We start from the raw sequence: 16,803 nt of genomic DNA, 5'->3' as shown, positions 1-16,803 counted from the left end.
GATGATTTAGCTTCTTTACTACTTGCTTATTCCGGAAAGTGACAGAAAAGGGATATTACTGGGATACAAGATGTTGTGCCCCTACAAAAGACAAGCCAGTTCGCTCAAGTAGGAAACCCCAGAGGAACTCCCTCACCACGCGACTGGCTATAAGTTTAAAATTTCGAGCTTGTTGACAACTTATACCGTAACAGTAGCTAGTGCTTTGTCAACAGCTTGCAAGGCTGTATTGACTTCGGCTTCTGTGACAATTAGTGGTGGTACAAACCGGACGACTTTTGGCCCGGCTGGTACAAGTAATACACCTTCCGCGATCGCAAATTTGACAACATCAGCTGCGTTTAGCTGGATGTCGGCTGGCAATTCTAGTCCGTTGATTAAACCCCATCCCCGAACATCGGCAATTTGATGAGGATATTTGGTGGCGATCGCTCTTAATCCATCTCGCAGTTGTTCACCTCGCTGCTGTACATTCTGCAAAATATTTTCTTTCTCTAACGTTTGGCAAACCGCCAGCGCTACTCCACAAGCAAAAGGATTACCACCAAAGGTACTGGCGTGTTCCCCAGGTTGGAAGACATCGCAGAATTTCTTACTCATCATGGCACCGATGGGGATACCACCACCCAATCCCTTAGCACTGGTGAAGATATCTGGCTCAACGCCGAGAGTTTCATAACCCCATAACTTACCGCTGCGTCCCATACCAACTTGCACTTCATCGAATATCAGCAAAACGCCAGTTTCATCACAGATTTGCCGCAGCTTTTGGAAGTAAGCAAGATCACCTGGACGGACGCCGCCTTCTCCTTGCAAAGGTTCTATTAAAATTGCTGCGACACGGTAATCACCTTCATCCAACTCGCTAATCGCCGCTTCCACCGCGCCAATATCGTTGTAAGGCACATAATGGAAACCAGGAACCAAGGGATCAAAGTATTTTTGATACTTTGGTTGTCCGGTAGCAGTAATCGTTGCTAAAGTCCGCCCGTGGAAACTAGCATTTGCCGTTAAGATAATTGGTCGTTCAATTTCTAGTACAGTATGGGCATATTTCCGCGCTAATTTAATTGCTGCTTCGTTAGCCTCAGCACCAGAGTTGCAGAAAAAGACGCGATCGGCACAGGAATGTTGAATAATCCATTTTGCCAATTCACCTTGTTCGGGAATGTAGTACAAATTAGAGACGTGATGCAGCTTCTGGATTTGGCGTGTGACTGCTTCTACCATTGCTGGGTGGGCATGTCCTAAAGTACAAGTGGCAATTCCGGCCACAAAGTCCAGATATTCCCGCCCCTGAGTATCCCAAACCCGGCATCCTGCACCCCGTTCTAGGGCTAGAGGAAACCGGGCATAGGTCGACATTACAGCTTCATCGAAGCTGTTAGGCTCAAAGGGACTAGATGGTAAAGTATCTGACTGTGGGGGGATGGTGGCTTCTTCAACTAAAGTTTGTCTGCTCACTACCTCTCCTTCGGAAAATCTTTTAATCGTATAGTTATCTACTAGTGTCCTAGAAATTTATTAAAAATTTCGATTTATTTTCTGCAACTATCATTTTTTTAAGGCTAAGCCTCAGATATTCTCAAACGAGTGGCAGTGGTGAAAAATTTTGTATTTAAGGCCTGAGCAAACATATCAACGTATTCAAAAAGAGCTAATGGCTGGGGCGATCGCTCTTGGCTGTGTATTCTTGATTGGAACTTTGTGGTACTGCTTGGTGGAAGGCTGGTCATGGGAAGATGCCGCTTACATGACGGTAATTACCTTGGCCACAGTGGGATATGGCGAAACACACCCTTTAGGTAACCGCGGACGATTGTTTACCATCGCCTTAATTTTGATGGGTGTAATTAATATCGGTTACATTGTCAATAGATTTACAGAAGCTGTAATTCAAGGCTACTTTCAAGAAGGCATTCGACTACGGCAACAGAGGCGGTTAATGGAATCCCTATCAGGACATTACATTATTTGTGGATTTAGTCGCACAGGTCGCCAAATCGCTAAAGAGTTTCGGGCAGAAGGTGTATCTTTTGTGGTGATTGATTCTGAGCCAGAATCTGTTCAAAGAGCACAAGTAGAAGGTTATATAGTATACCTGGGTGATGCAACGTTAGATGAATCGCTCTTAAGAGTAGGTATAGAGCGAGCGATTTGTCTGGTAGCGGCGCTGCCTTCAGATGCGGAAAATTTATATACGGTATTATCAGCAAAAACACTAAATCCAGGAATTCGAGCGATCGCCAGAGCCAGTACAGAGGAAGCTTTACAAAAATTACAACGTGGTGGTGCAGATGCGGTAATTTCTCCTTATATTACTGGTGGGAAAAGAATGGCAGCAGCAGCCCTCAGACCCCAGGTTTTGGATTTTGTCGATGGTATCCTCTCAGGTACAGACCGCCAGCTGTATATGGAAGAATTTCTACTTGAACCAGCTTTTTGTCCTTTTGTTGGACAAACCCTACAAAAAGCGAAACTGCGATCGCAAACTGGAGCTTTAGTTTTAGCCATTCGCCGCACCGATGGTAATTTAATTGGTGGCCCGACTGGTGACACTGTTTTAATGCCAGGAGATACTCTAATTTGCATGGGTACAGCTGAACAATTGCGTAACCTCAACCAAGTTCTGGGGCCAATTGTTTCTCAAAAATTGCGTAAACCTAAAAATAGCTAATCGGAATAATGATCAGCCAATGTGTTCCACTCTGCACGTTATAAATTCCCCTAAATGCAGAGTTGTTAAAGGCACGATAGCAAATGCTATAGGACTACCACTTCTACAACCAGAAATCGTCATCCAACTTTTACAAAGCTATTTTTAATGTACAAATAAGAAAAAAGGTTTGGCTGATTACCAGACCTCTATATAAATCCAGTGCATAACAACATCCCGGATCAATTTACTCTTTATTTTTTAGTACAGCATCTTCCTATAGGATGTGGGCAAATCCTTTGAAAGCTGATAACACGTAAATCTATAGCAACGTCTATTTGAATTTGTGAATTTACTAGCAGAGGCAGTGGACATAGCAGTAGATGTTAGTAATTAAACCACATCCATTTTAAGAACCATAGTTTTAAAAGTAGTGGGAGCATCTTGCTCCCTGCTCTTCGTAGCGGGCTTTCCGTCCCGCACTACTCCAGGTTTCAAAATGGACGAGGTTTAAATATTTAGATATAAGCAATCTAAAACAGCCTTAAAGCAAAATAAAAGACGGGTATTATCCCGCCGAGATAGCTTGAAAGTGGTAATACACCTTGGACTCTGGAAAAATTACAAAAATAAATTAAATAGGTTGTCAAGATTATCAAGGATACGAACTAAAAAACGGTTATTTGTACCGTATTTGCTGTTGTAAACCGATTAATCTTTACAATTTTTCTGAACATAACATGGCTAAATTTTGTCAAGTTGCCAAAATGCCAAATAGTCAAACAGCAAAAAAGACGGATTTCAACCCGTCTTTAAGAGAGTAAGTGAAAACATCTTGGTAATATCTGCAATATATCAAGTGAATCTGTATGCTAGTTGCCAAAGTGCCGAATTGTTAAAAATCAAACAAATATATTAATTTACGATGACATGAAGTTATGTATGTCATAAAAATTTAACTTTTGCAAAATGCGGAATGTAGCAATGACATTGTGTAATCAATCATGATTAGCTACTTAATCAAATCTACTTGCCATTGCTAAAGGATAAAAGGAGGGATAAATTTTCTAGTGCAATATTGCATTAATAACTATAGAGTTAAAAAACCAATGAAGGTTAATGTTCTGGCACTAGCGATCGCCTGTAAAAACTTACAGGTTGGTATTAGCATCAAAAAGCTGCTAATTATCAGTTACTTCCTGAGGCTCGATTAAAATTTGAGCTACCAAAACCAGTCTCCAGAAGGATTACAGAGCATACTAACTTTTGCAACACAACTGTCATTAGAGATAGGCTTGCTATATCCTAAGTATAAACATAGACATTAGCTTGTTTAGCAAGCATGAGTCAGTTAACAAGTAACTAAATACGTAACTCTTGTTTATGAATAATGCACGTCTTGAACAAACCAGCATCTACATATCTATCGGTGGTGCTTTATTTCTAGCAATTGTAGGACTTTCCATTGGATTAGCCGTCCAATCTGGAGCAGTTTTACTTGATGCTTTCTTTAATGTAATTACTTTTGTAATGGCATTAATCACATTTTGGGTTTCTCGGCTAGTGAAACGGCCAGAGGGACGAAGATTTCAATTTGGTTATAAGGGGTTTGGCCCCTTACTTAACCTTTGCAAGTCACTACTGATTACTGGATTAGCCTCGTTTGCCTTTGCTGCTTCAGCGGCTGCATTGTTACATGGTGGTAGACATCTTGATGCAGGAGTAGTGGTAATTTATGCCATTATTGCTGCATCTACCTGTCTCGTAGTTTCGATTATACATACCGTAATTGCTAAAAAGACAGGATCTCCAATAGTACGTGTAGATGCAAAAAATTGGATGATTAACGGGATAATTGGTCTTTCTGTTGCGATTGTATTTAGTATTGTCACAGTAATTAAAAATACCTCTTTTGCTTGGTTTGTACCCTATGCAGACCCCACAATTGTGATTATATTAGTGCTGCTCACCTTGCCTCTGCCCGTTAAAGTTATAATTGAAAGCCTAAGCCAAATTTTGATGGGTGCTCCGAATGAGGCTTTGCAACAAAGTATTAATAATGCACTAGATGTTGCTACAACAAAATTTCCTTGCGCCAAGCGTTATTTGAGAACTTCAGAAGTAGGAGAATTTTTATATCTCCATCTTTACTGGCTGTTACCTAAGGATGAAAAATTAACGAGTATCGAAGCAATCGATACCATGCGGCATCAAATTACCGATATTGTGAAACATGAATTTCCCAATGCCACCCTCGATATTCTGTTTACCCAAGATGAGCAATGGTTTAGCACCATGAATCCTGGATAAATATTCGAGCAATTTCTATCAAGATTTTGGGGTTGCAAAAATTAGCGAATTGGAATTTTATTCTAGAAAAATCCTCAGATTTCAACAACAGAGAAATATATCTCCTCTAATTCCTTAAAAAGGTAACATTGTAGTTACCCTTTTTTATGGAAAGCAAACAGCGGTATGGATTTTCCAGCCGCTTTTTTTAGTTTGTGACTGATTCTGTTTGCAAGCGAACTTTGAAAAAGCGATCGCACTTTAATAGTTGCCCCTGACAAATGACTTCTGCATCATTTACCCAAGCTTGCTGAAATTTCATCCCATGCCAAGCTGTACGCTTGTGTAAGGGAAAGGGTAATCTCCTTGTTCTTCCCAAGTAAGTTCTAAACCGTTTGCCAATCTTAGCAGATGGAATTTATCCAGTCGGGATGCTTCATAACCATCACCTGCATCGCTGTATAGCTGAGTAAAACTTTCACCTTACCTACATCTAGCAAATAGGCATACTGGCGACTCCACCAACTACGAATTTTAGGATTGGTAAAATCTGGAAACACGCACCAACCAGGCCATACAGGCGCAACTACAAGTTTGCCATTTGGGAGTTTGCAAAACCCATCTAGTATTTGACCTTCCAAAAATAGGTTGCTGTGACGACTGTACTTAATTCCTGGGAATGCTTTTGGACCATAACTCACATAGAAGAGTGAACCAAAAAAAACTTCAATTTTAATTGGATTTGCTTTAATCTATCCATCATTAATTTGTTCCAATAACCAGGTATATTCAATCCTTTTGAGCTAGTTTGTCTTGGGAGGATTGAAGCTAAAGCCTAAGAGTAAGATTCTGCTGCGTTATCCCTAGCCACTTGTAAATTATATGTTATAGGAACCAATAAGCTCTGATTTTAGACTCTTTTACACACATCAGCCTTTCAGAAAAGTCAACTCTTCAAGAGTTTGCTAATTTTAGACAAAAAGTTAATTCACCCTAGGTATGATTTATTATTTTTAATTGATCAATGAGTCTTAAGTCTCTAGGTTTATTTCCAAATACTTCTAATTTATATTAAATTTGTAGCAAATAGAACAATGTAATTTAATAACGAAAATATATGTTGCAATAGTAGACACAAAACGGGAGAAAGTTGCATTAAATATGACTTTTATCACTGGCTATAACAGCAGAGTCAATAACTTACTTTGATTCTCTCAGTCTATTTTAAGCTCGGTAGATATCATTAACGTCAGATGCCAAACTTTGTAAACTCTTTATAAAGACGATTTCCACTTCTGCCATCTACCATTTACTTACTTATAGCTTTGGCATTGCTTGTAAGCTTTGTTACTTTCAACTAGCAGTAAATAAGCGGCGCATTTGTGATCAATCTAAGAGTAAAACTTTTATAGCTAACAAAGTTTAAAATGGTTAAAAATTCATCGCTAATTAAGTATAAATACGTAGGTAATTCTCAAAGAATAGATTATATTCAACCTAAGATCTGAAATATTACTAGCAGTTTGGGCAAGAAAATGTAAATCTTGTTTAAAAAAGGAAAAACTTTGCCAAATTAATGCGTGACAGTCTCCCAAGAAAATGCTAATTATTACTGTAAATAATTTTGGCTGTATCTTAATACAGTCATATTGAAAGTCTTAAAAATACGGCAATACTAAAGATGATCGGGCAAAAGGAAAAAAATATTATGTACCTCCTCCACAGGAGACTTACTTATTACCTGGAGAGGTTGTCAATCAGCCGACAAAATCAAAATCATCAGGAAGAGCTAACTTGCTTAAGTCAGCTAGCAGTTATATACGAAAGACTATTTAAGTTTTCCCAAGCTTTGGAATACCATAAGCTGCTTTTTGCCTTATCTCAAAGGATGGGTGCTAAAGATTGGCAGGAAGTTGCGCTATACAACATAGGCAATTGTTATCGTCAACTAAGTCAATGTCACGAGTCTATTAAATATTTTAGACAACTGCTAAATTTTACTTATAAAACAGGAAATAGGATCTTACATATTGCAGGGTTATGTGGGCTTGGAACTAATTATCAAAATCAGGGTCAGTACCAAAAAGCAATTGAGTACTTCCAAAATCAGTTGGCTATTAGTTGCGAAATCAATGAGCGTATTTGTCAGAAAAGTGCCTTAGGCTCGCTAGCCAATGTTTACCAGTGTTTAGGAGATTATCAACAGGCACTTGAGTACGAACAAAAGGTTCTTCTAATTGCTCATGAAATGGAAGATATTAAAGCCACAGGAGATTCGCTAGCAAATATTGGTGGTATTTATCTTCAGTTACAGCAGTGGCAAAAAACAATTACTTTTTGTAATCAATCACTCTTGCTCGCTAGAGAGATTGAAAACCAAAGCCTTGTGATGATTAGCCTTTACAATCTGGGTCAGGCATATAAAGGAATTGATCAGTATGAAAAAGCAATGGATTTTTTGACAACAGCCCTAGATATTTCTTATGAGATTGACGATAAAAGAGCCAGAAGTGCTATTTTACAAAGCTTAAGTGATTTGTGCAGCCAAATAAATTTACTTGAGCAAGTAATTGAATACAATATAGAATCTTTAAGTATTAATCACCAAACGGAGAATCAATTAGGTGAAGCCTCTTCCTTAGGAAGGATTGGAGCTACATACCAACACTTGGGGAGTAATGCTCAAGCTTTAACATACTATCAACAGTCTTTGAGAATTTTTCAGGATATTAGAGCTAAACACAGTCAGCAACAATTATTATTTAATATTGGCACTGTATATTACTGTGATGGCCAATTCTCTCAAGCAATAGGCTTTTTACAATCTGCTCTCATCCTAGCTGAAGAAAGCCAAAATAATCGTGAAGAAGCTCAAATATCCCTTACTCTCGGTGCGACTCTTCATAAATTAAATCATTATCAAGAAGCTATTTATTATTACCGTCGGGCATACAGAATTTATCAATCTTTAGGGGATAAGAATCAAGCCCAACAAGTGTTGCAATTTATGCAACAATTACGAGCAAAATTTTAAAAATTATGAATTTTATTGGGGTTGCTAGCTGATAAAATAAATCTTTGTTTCGTGCATAGACATGTTCACTCGCGCTCACGAAACCATCGCAAACGACCTTCAAACCGCTGCAAACTGCTATGGTGTTCCTGCCCAATAATATAGTTCCAGAGTAGCGTTTGAAAAGTGCGTGCTTCAATAAATAAATCCAATACCTCATCATCAATTTTTATACCGTAGCCGTTGAGTGCTGCATTGGCTTGTTCTATATCCTTGCCAAAGACGCGAGATGAAGCAACAAAACAGGCAATATCCCAAACGATGGGCGCAATAAATGTGTCCTCCCAGTCAGCCCATAATACTCCGCGTGTAGTATTCAATACATTAGACGGGTTTGAGTCGCCGTGAACGGGTTGCATGGGTAACTCTAGTTGCAGGAACTGAGTTTTTAATCTTTCGTTCACTTCTTGCAGCATTTCTGCGTCCGCAAGACTGAATACTTCCTCGCTGCAAAGTTGCGAGAAAATCTGCTCAGACTCAGACAACGCATCAAGGACGGGAAGCTCACCGTCGAAGTCTACCAGTGCTTCGTGACACTCACGCAAAGCTTTTCCCGCAGTCGTGGGGTCTACTGGCTCGTCTAATTCTTGCACAAATTCCCAAAAGCTTAATACCAAACCGTTGTGGTGGTATGGCCCAGGTGAAACTACTCTACTAGGAGGTATAACAGGTGCGCCTGCTGCTGTCAGATGACTCGCGATCGCAATTTCTCGTTTTAACCATGTATCGCCTTTGCGGACTGTTCCTGTCATCGTCGCTACCCTTGCAACTACTGAGGTTGGGCGCAAATGCACAAGCAAATTGCTATGATCTGCCAGAACAATTGCTGCATCAAATTTGATTGTCTGCTGTTGAGCAACCTCACATACAGTAAGTACCGCAGCTTGTACATGAAATGCATTATCCGTTTCAGTCATCGTTTAACTTTTTTCGAGCAAAAAAGTAATAAATATATTGCTATTTCAATCAGTGCTTTGAAGATTGGAACTGCTCTGTATGAAGATATTCAAATTTTAGCTGAGAGTGGTGGATGTTTGAATTTTCTATAAGTTAGCATGACGATTTTCCAGCCAGGAATATCAAGCGATCGCAACTGATATCCCAGCTAATACCAATTTGAAAAAAGAATGTGACAGATTGTAGGGGCACGGCACTGCCGTGACCTCTAGAATATTATTGATGTGTCGCAAACATTATTTGATTTGGTATAACTTTACTAGTAGTAAATCTCCATCAGTAGGGTAACGGGTATGCAGCATTTTTAACAGCCTGTAGTAGAGGATCGCGAATCTTTGCTTCAGGTAACCAGCCAGCACCTAAATCCCAAATAATCACGCCACCTAAGCCATTGTTTTCCACATAATCAATCTTTGCCTGAACAGAGGTTTCATCGTCATAAGAGATAAAACTATCCGTAGCCGAACCCAGTGTATTAATTCTTAAATAGGCTGCCTGAGCAGTTTTATCCCAGCGGTAAACTTGTTTTTTGTAATAGCGATTGATAATTTCAAAGTATGGAATTGCTCCAAATGTGGGTATCTGGGTTTTATCCCATTTCTGTAGTGGCTCATAAACACCACCCCACTTTTTCCCTTCAAAATCAATGCCAATTGCTAACTTGTTTGCTGATACGCCTGCATTAATAAAGGCTTTAACAAGACCATCAGCAGAAGGAAGCAACTCACCAGTCTGAGGAAACTTGTTACCACCGTCATAAATTGGTGCATTATGCCAAGTAACCCAACCTGGCCAATTTCCCGCTAAGTTATAGGAAATAATATTGATTTGCTCAAATTGGTTTTGCAATTTTGCAAATAGCTCTGGTCGCTCTTTGACAGCAGCAGTTAATATCGGTTGAGGAGTAATAAAGCTTAATTTCTGACTCAAAACATGAATGAATTTAGCATACTGCTCCTCATCCTCTTCTTTTAGAAGTTCCCAATCAATATCAATACCATCATATTGCTCGCCACCATAGCCTGTATTATCGTTGGTTAAAAATTTGACAAGATTATTAGTGAAAGCTTCAAGATTTTCTGGGCTGGTAGCGTCTCTAAATCTATTGCGTGTTGCTCCGTAAACTTCTCCTTTAGCGTCTTTTCCTCCAATAGCAAACAGAACTTTGGTTCCTGCTGCATGAGCTGCTTTCAATAGCGCCGTTGAGTTATCTGGGGTGATTTGATTAGTTTCAAAGTCCAAGCCTGCTGGGTCAGATAACAGACCAGGCTTGACAGCAAAATGGATGATAGCAGTTACAGCGCTGTAATCAATATTCTCAGGGTGTAAATATTCTTGTCTCCAACCGGGGTAATAGGCGCTAGTCCAGCCAGTAATGCGTTTGCCAATAACTGGGATACTGTCGTCAGTTGTGTTCATACGGCCTCTCGAACCTACAAATTCTGCGATCGCTATCAAGTATCAGAACACACTAGGCTACAAACGACATTGGTACTGTTCCGGAACTAGCCTTATAAGATTTTTGGACAAAAAATTGGGTGAACAGAGAAAGCCTACCTGTAGTAACTTGAATTGCAAAAAATTCAGGTTACTACTCTTTTCACATGGAATAAAACACCCAAGCTACCGTTTAAAGTTGATGGGAAGCTAGAAAAGCTTCGACTTCAGCCGCAGTTGGTTGGGAAGCGATCGCGCCTGGTTTAATAGTAGTCAAAGCACCCACAGCACTCGCATAGGTGACAATGCGTTTTACTGTTTCTGCATTGCCCAAGCTTTGGATACCATGCTGAAGTACTTGGTAAATAAACCCTGCCAAAAAGCTATCCCCCGCACCTGTTGTATCGACAACAGGCATCGAAAATGAGGGTAATTTGCCTTCATTCTCACCTAAGCAATAGGCGCAACCGTTTTCGCCATCTGTCACCAGTACTCCTTCTAGTGAATCCCGACGATAAGTAATTGCGCCAGGGTCTTTTGTATCAAATAGCCATTCTGCTTCTTCTTTGGAGAGTTTGACAAAATCGACTTGCTTAAATATTTCTTCAATTTTTTGCCGAGCAATTTTGGCATCTTGCCAAAATACAGGACGCCAATTCACATCCAACAAAATTTTCAGATCGTAATATTCTGCTAATTCTAGAGCGCGGCGAATTGCCTTTTCACTTTCTGGATAAGCTAATTCCAAAGTACCTAAAACTAGAAAATCAGCCTCTTGAAACAGGGAGTGGGGCAATTCTTCTGCTTGCAGGCGCGTATCAGCAAATTCAGTGGTATTATACTTGCCGAATCCAGCAAAAGTGCGATCGCCTGCGAGATCTCTGGTTACATAAACTTGTCGTGTTGGTGCTGTGGGATGACGCTGCACTCCTGTTGTGTCTACGCCTACTTCTTGTAACAGCTTTACCAATTCATTCCCTGGTTCATCTTCACCAACAGATCCAATAAAACCCGCAGGCGTCCCCAGCTTTACTAAAGCACAGGCTACGTTAGCTGGTGCTCCTCCTGGGTAAGGAGTCCAGGACTTAACTTCTTCTAGCTTTAGCCCCAATTGATCGGCTAAACAATCAAATAAAATTTCACCGAGACATAAAACACGGGGATTGCTCATTTCATTTTAGGTTTTCGATTTGGGAGGAAGATTTTCCAGTATAAAATCTACAATAATCTGTGCTATCTGTCGCCCGTCCTTCATAGAATTAAATAGCAATTTTTGCTACTAATATTAAGATGTATATGCTTTTGCCCCCACGTTTCCTTGCATCTGTAAAAAGGCTGATTTTAACTATTAGATGGTAGTATTTAGTACAAGCATTTTGTCAATTTCATTACTATGAACCAAAAATAAAAGGAAAATAATGGCAATTGTTATGCTAATAGCACTGAAAACACCTGCCTATAAAAGAATCTTCTAGAATTAGAGAGAACGATTAAGTACATATACCAAGGGAGGATAGAATAAGTCATGGCTGCTGGCGAGTCTCAGACCCCTGTTAGTCTGTCAGACAGAGAACTGCAAATTATCGACTTAGTGGCCGCTGGCTTAACTAACCAAGAGATTGCAGGAAAACTGGAAATTAGCAAACGCACAGTTGATAACCATATCAGCAATATTCTCACTAAAACCCAGACGGAAAACCGAGTAGCTCTTGTGCGCTGGGCCTTACAGTGGGGCAAAGTCTGTTTGAATGATGTCAATTGCTGTCCTCTGCCTAACCATAACGATTAGACAAGTTGCTAGTAAAGACGCGATCGATGGCGTCTAAGCCGGACATCATTGATTGCGTTATCACGTTCAAGTTCTTTTGGTTTACAGCCAAGGCAATGTGACGCTTAACAAAGAGTTCTGCTCTTCACGCCTTTGTTTCAGTGTGAACCTCTACCACAAACTGTTATTAGCGTCGCAATCAACCAGACTAGGACTTACGCAGGCTGGATTTAAGGGTGTTAGGGTGTGAGGGTTTTGAATACCTACACTCTTATGCCCTTATATCCCTGCACCCCTTGCTTAAATCCTTGATTTTTTCTTACTTATACGTAAGTACTACATAATTTATAGAGATGGGCTTGTTTCCCCAACTGTAAACTGCTATGTCTACTCATCAATAAAAATTAGCAATAATATTTTGCCGCAAGCGCTACATTTGAAAGAAATCTATGTTGCTCCATCGGCTTAGGGAGCAGTGTTCCTATGAATACTTCTACTTTTTTTTCAAGTGGCTTGTCTCCCTTTGACTTTTTCAGCTTTGATTTAACAGCACCTCTGACTGGAAACTTTCCAAAAGTTGCAGATCAAGCTACCCTGACAAAAAGGCGTACTCCACCCTTCGGGAACACCTACCCCTTAGAAAGGGCTACGCCTAACCTCGAACGAGAAGCCCCACTTCGTGCGTCTACAGATTTTCCACAATCTACACAAGATGCCGATCTACTCAAGCAGCTATCATTTATTCCTGGATTGAAAGAAATTTTGATGCTGCGACAAGTTCATGCCTTAGAACACGCTACTGTTTGGGTTTTGAGTGAATCAAACAATGTCTATACTCCCAGCAGAGAATCTACCAATGTTCAAGTTGATAACGAACTATTAGGTGGTTTATCTACAGAGCATGGATTCTACCTCTATGGTGAAGTGAATATCAGTGATTTACGACGTGCAGTCACTCTAGCTTTACATCGCCTTACTAGTGGTGAATGGGATTTAGCTGTACATCCCCGTTGCGGCACCAATTTATCAGTAGCTATGCTGTTAACAGCTGGACTAGCTGTAAGTGTGCATTTTTTGCTACCATTCCGACCAATTGAGCAACTCATAGGTTTGGGATTAGCCGCCACGACAGCAGCTGAACTAGCACCAGATTTAGGTTCTATGGCACAGCGCTACCTGACAACTGCCATTCCCTTTAATCTCAAAATTGAAAATATTATCCGTAAACGCGACGTTTGGGGACGCGAGGCACATTTTGTTCAGGTTAATTGGCAAGAGTAAGTCGTTAGTGGTGAATATCTAAATATCATCTGTTCCGCTCCTAAAAGCGGCATTTCTATTAAGATAGGGACTTACCGCTACGCGATTGTGCGCCCACGCATTTTCAGAGAGTTAAGTAATGAGAAAGCTTTATTTCTTAGTTCCAGGGACAGATGGTAAATTTGCCTGTGGTGGTCTTTGGGCAGAGTTAAAAACAGTAAATTTGGCTCAGCAGATTTGTAGTGCCGATGTTGTAACTTACCGTCAACGGGAAACAGGCAAAATTTTTCTAGACGATCTGCTGAAGGAGAAAAATTTAGATAATGTAATTTTTGTGATTAGTTGGGGATTTGATATTGCTCAACTTGCAGCTAAGCTTCAGAAATATAACGTTGTCTACCATGCCCACAGTGCGGGTTATAGATTCCGCTTGCCAGCCAGTATTCCGATTATTAATGTAAGCCGAAATACAATGGGATATTGGGGACAAAAGGCTCCTAACTCTTTGATTTATTATTTACCTAATCAAATTTCGGATGAATTTCAAAATTTACATCTAGAGCGAGATATTGATGTTTTAGTTCAGGCAAGAAAATCTTCAGAATATTTAATGCAAGTATTGATTCCTGAATTGCAGAAAAAATGTCAAGTATTTGTTGTTAATTCCTATGTTGAAGATTTGCCTGGTCTCTTCAATCGCGCTAAGATTTATCTTTATGATTCTGCTGAATATTGGGCACAACAAGGTGTGAGTGAAGGATTTGGGCTGCAACCAATGGAAGCCCTTGCCTCTGGTTGTCAGGTATTCTCTAGTGTCAATGGCGGGTTATCTGATTACTTAGATCCTGGATTTAATTGCCATAAAATTGCTGGATATTCCAAAGAGTTTGATACGCAACGCATTTTAAAATTGCTTGAATATCCAGTAAAATTAACTTTGCCTGAACAGTTTTTTGCAGAGTATCGATACGAAAATATTATTAAGCGTTTCCAAGTTATTCTGGCTGAATTAAATGAATTTTTTGATCATAAAATTCAACAACAGCCAAATATCCCAGAGTTGACAAAAATACGTCTTGCTAAATTACTTACACAGAGTATATACGGTAAGGTACGTAAGAAATATTTTCGAGGATAGTTAAACTAAAGCATCTTCTATGATGTGCAGATTTACTGTAACAGGAAATAGTGAATATTAAGTAGAGTTGAATAGCACTTACTTAAGCGAAAGTTGCTGTCTAGATCCTCGGTTGCTTGAAGAAACTGGAGATGTAGGGGAAACGATCACACGCCATCTAAAATAGCCATAGTGATTAGTATTGTAGTGCGATCGCTTCTGGTAGATTAAATTCCCCGTTTTTAGTAGTGCTAGAAGTAATCGCTTACATATTTTCGTAAGTCAGGATAAACTTTTGTTTGCCAATGTAATTTAAAACTTAATTGTATCAGTTAGATGAACTGCACCTGGTTTTGCATCTGTTCTTCTAAATTCGATTCAAAACTACTAGAAATCTTTGTGCAATTTTGTCGCATCCATAACGAGCAGAAAAAGTTATTTAAAACTTCATTATCATTTAAAATACATAGCAAAATCTTCATTTTTATACTTAAAACTGTAGGATTATATTGTGATGGATATGTAGCATTAAAGCTTGAATTTTTAAGGATACTGAGAACTTTGCCTCTGAAAAACTTCAGCAATCAGACTGAAATAACATTTAAACTAAGTAAGATTTTTTACTTAAAAATGTTAATGAAACGATTATTTATGATATTTTTTATACATAAACACGTAGGCTGATTGAAGATTAGAACATCTTTAGCAAAAGCTTTCAAGAATTACGGCACTTAACTCTAGTCTTGTCAAGGTGCTAGCCAAAGGAATCAAAAAAAATACAAAATTAAGTGATTTTTTGGTAGAATCACTTCATGTATTTTATGGCATTAAGAAGTATACAAAAATCACATAACTTAATTAAGTTAGCAATCGTAAAAGTATTCCAAAACCAATACCGAGCTTAGGAAAATCGCTCGGGATTTATACAAATATCAAGCAATTAAACAGACGGTGATTCGGAACTTTAAGCAAACTCTACAAATAAATTTCACTAGTCAGCAATTTAGTAGGTAGGATACGCCACATGCGTCAGTACCCTCGCATTAGAAAAACACTCCAGCATCGCTACAATACTGTGACACAGTTAAAGAGTAGAGTATCTGGTGGTATTACTTACTTACTATCAGGTGGCACACTGAATAAGCAACAGAATCCTTTAATCAAAAAAATACTAAGAAATCGCTTCCAGATTGTCAAACTCCTGGCTAGAGGAGGATCTGGGGATACCTACTTAGCGATTGATTTGGATTTACCAGGTCAGCCCTATTGTGTTGTCAAACATTTTTATCCTAAACATCCTCATCCTGCTGTTGCACCGATTGCCAAAAATCTATTTGACCGGGAAGCAGAAGGTTTATATCAGCTAGGCAACAACCATAACCAAATTCCTACCTTGTTTGCTCACTTTCATGAAGATGGGGATTTTTATTTAGTTCAAGAATTTGTTGACGGTTATGACTTGACGCAAGAGATTGTACCAGGTAGACCTCTGAGCGAAGAAGCAGTCTTTAATTTATTGAAAGACATCCTAGAAGTGTTGGTCTTCGTCCACCAACACAAAATTATCCACCGGGATATTAAGCCCCAAAATCTCATGCGGCGACACTCCGATCAAAAGATTGTGGTGATTGACTTTGGGAGTATTAAAAAAGTAGGTATTCGGGGAGCTACTGTAACAATTGCTGTTGGCACTCCTGGCTATATGCCAAGCGAACAAGCCAAGGGAAAACCAAAAATTAGCAGCGATATTTATGCAGTAGGCATGGTTGGAATTCAAGCTTTGACAGGTCTAATGCCTGAGCAACTAGAAGAAGATCCTGATACTGGAGAAGTAATCTGGCGTGACAAGGTGCAGGTAAGCGATCGCCTAGCAGATGTTTTAGACAAAATGGTTCACGAACGCCACAGCCAGCGTTACCAATCCGCAGCAGAAGCGTTGCAAGCTTTAATTCCTGATATGGCGTTGCCACAGTACTTTGAATCTGTTGATAAAGATGAAAACGCTGATGATCAGGCTTTACTACTTTATAGAAAGTTTATTTTATTACTGGGTATGGGTCTTGGAATTATTACTAGTGTATTAATATTAATTTTAATATATACATTTTTGCGTATGAGTATAGCACCGCAAAACCAACCAACTCCAATACATACATTTATAGAAAAGTTTGTTGACTCACCATCTGCTCATGTGAATTAGCCAATAGTTCAGAGACGGTTAAATAAAAACTAGTAATTAGATGATT

Annotated in this window: 12 protein-coding genes and 1 pseudogene; 7 read left to right on the top strand and 6 right to left on the bottom strand. The window is 39.3% G+C overall.

Translation table 11 applies throughout. From position 1 onward, the window contains the following. Window positions 1-180: 180 nt before the first annotated feature. Complete coding sequence (locus BV375_RS01985) at window positions 181-1,464, bottom strand: aspartate aminotransferase family protein (RefSeq protein ID WP_086756699.1); 1,284 nt, start codon at window positions 1,462-1,464, stop codon at window positions 181-183. 148 nt (window positions 1,465-1,612) lie between these two features. Here BV375_RS01985 and BV375_RS01980 point away from each other — a divergent pair, with 148 nt between their 5' ends. Both BV375_RS01980 and BV375_RS01975 read left to right on the top strand, forming a co-directional pair. After that, window positions 1,613-2,677, top strand: a complete 1,065-nt coding sequence (locus BV375_RS01980; RefSeq protein WP_166507348.1) for a potassium channel protein — start codon at window positions 1,613-1,615, stop codon at window positions 2,675-2,677. Window positions 2,678-4,039: 1,362 nt separating this feature from the next. Beyond that, window positions 4,040-4,966: a cation transporter gene (locus BV375_RS01975; RefSeq protein WP_086756693.1), complete on the top strand. Its 927-nt coding sequence runs from the start codon at window positions 4,040-4,042 to the stop codon at window positions 4,964-4,966. 187 nt (window positions 4,967-5,153) lie between these two features. Here BV375_RS01975 and BV375_RS35705 read toward each other — a convergent pair whose 3' ends face one another. Both BV375_RS35705 and BV375_RS01970 read right to left on the bottom strand, forming a co-directional pair. Continuing rightward, window positions 5,154-5,324, bottom strand: coding sequence for a hypothetical protein (locus tag BV375_RS35705; RefSeq protein WP_243713816.1), 171 nt, complete (start codon window positions 5,322-5,324; stop codon window positions 5,154-5,156). A 106-nt stretch (window positions 5,325-5,430) separates the two neighbouring features. After that, window positions 5,431-5,622 (bottom strand): annotated as a pseudogene (locus BV375_RS01970) (TIM-barrel domain-containing protein); the annotation flags it as partial. Window positions 5,623-6,653: 1,031 nt separating this feature from the next. Between BV375_RS01970 and BV375_RS01965 the strand changes: the two are divergent. Beyond that, window positions 6,654-7,979 carry a tetratricopeptide repeat protein gene (locus BV375_RS01965; RefSeq protein ID WP_243713815.1) on the top strand — a complete coding sequence of 442 codons (1,326 nt, stop codon included), beginning with the start codon at window positions 6,654-6,656 and terminating at the stop codon, window positions 7,977-7,979. A gap of 65 nt (window positions 7,980-8,044) precedes the next feature. On the opposite strand, the gene BV375_RS01960 is transcribed toward BV375_RS01965, so the two are convergent. The 3 genes from BV375_RS01960 to BV375_RS01950 form a co-directional block, all read right to left on the bottom strand. Beyond that, window positions 8,045-8,935 carry an aminoglycoside phosphotransferase family protein gene (locus BV375_RS01960; RefSeq protein ID WP_086756688.1) on the bottom strand — a complete coding sequence of 297 codons (891 nt, stop codon included), beginning with the start codon at window positions 8,933-8,935 and terminating at the stop codon, window positions 8,045-8,047. Window positions 8,936-9,251: 316 nt separating this feature from the next. Then, the gene (locus tag BV375_RS01955; RefSeq protein WP_086756686.1) at window positions 9,252-10,394 is read right to left on the bottom strand and encodes a glycoside hydrolase family 18 protein; all 1,143 of its coding nucleotides are present in this window, start codon (window positions 10,392-10,394) and stop codon (window positions 9,252-9,254) included. A 211-nt stretch (window positions 10,395-10,605) separates the two neighbouring features. Next, complete coding sequence (locus BV375_RS01950; RefSeq protein WP_086756684.1) at window positions 10,606-11,583, bottom strand: carbohydrate kinase; 978 nt, start codon at window positions 11,581-11,583, stop codon at window positions 10,606-10,608. Window positions 11,584-11,937: 354 nt separating this feature from the next. On the opposite strand from BV375_RS01950, the gene BV375_RS01945 reads away from it, so the two are divergent. From BV375_RS01945 to BV375_RS01925, 4 genes are all read left to right on the top strand, one after another. Beyond that, window positions 11,938-12,201, top strand: coding sequence for a helix-turn-helix transcriptional regulator (locus BV375_RS01945; protein ID WP_045870570.1), 264 nt, complete (start codon window positions 11,938-11,940; stop codon window positions 12,199-12,201). A 462-nt stretch (window positions 12,202-12,663) separates the two neighbouring features. Beyond that, window positions 12,664-13,461, top strand: a complete 798-nt coding sequence (locus BV375_RS01940) for a DUF6391 domain-containing protein (protein ID WP_243713814.1) — start codon at window positions 12,664-12,666, stop codon at window positions 13,459-13,461. A 118-nt stretch (window positions 13,462-13,579) separates the two neighbouring features. Next, window positions 13,580-14,578, top strand: coding sequence for a glycosyltransferase (locus BV375_RS01935; protein ID WP_086756682.1), 999 nt, complete (start codon window positions 13,580-13,582; stop codon window positions 14,576-14,578). A gap of 1,003 nt (window positions 14,579-15,581) precedes the next feature. Further along, window positions 15,582-16,757: a serine/threonine-protein kinase gene (locus BV375_RS01925; RefSeq protein ID WP_086756677.1), complete on the top strand. Its 1,176-nt coding sequence runs from the start codon at window positions 15,582-15,584 to the stop codon at window positions 16,755-16,757. Window positions 16,758-16,803 lie beyond the last annotated feature (46 nt).

Source organism: Nostoc sp. 106C, from assembly GCF_002154725.1.
Classification (GTDB): Bacteria; Cyanobacteriota; Cyanobacteriia; order Cyanobacteriales; family Nostocaceae; genus Aulosira.
This window is presented reverse-complemented; position numbering and strand designations above follow the sequence as displayed.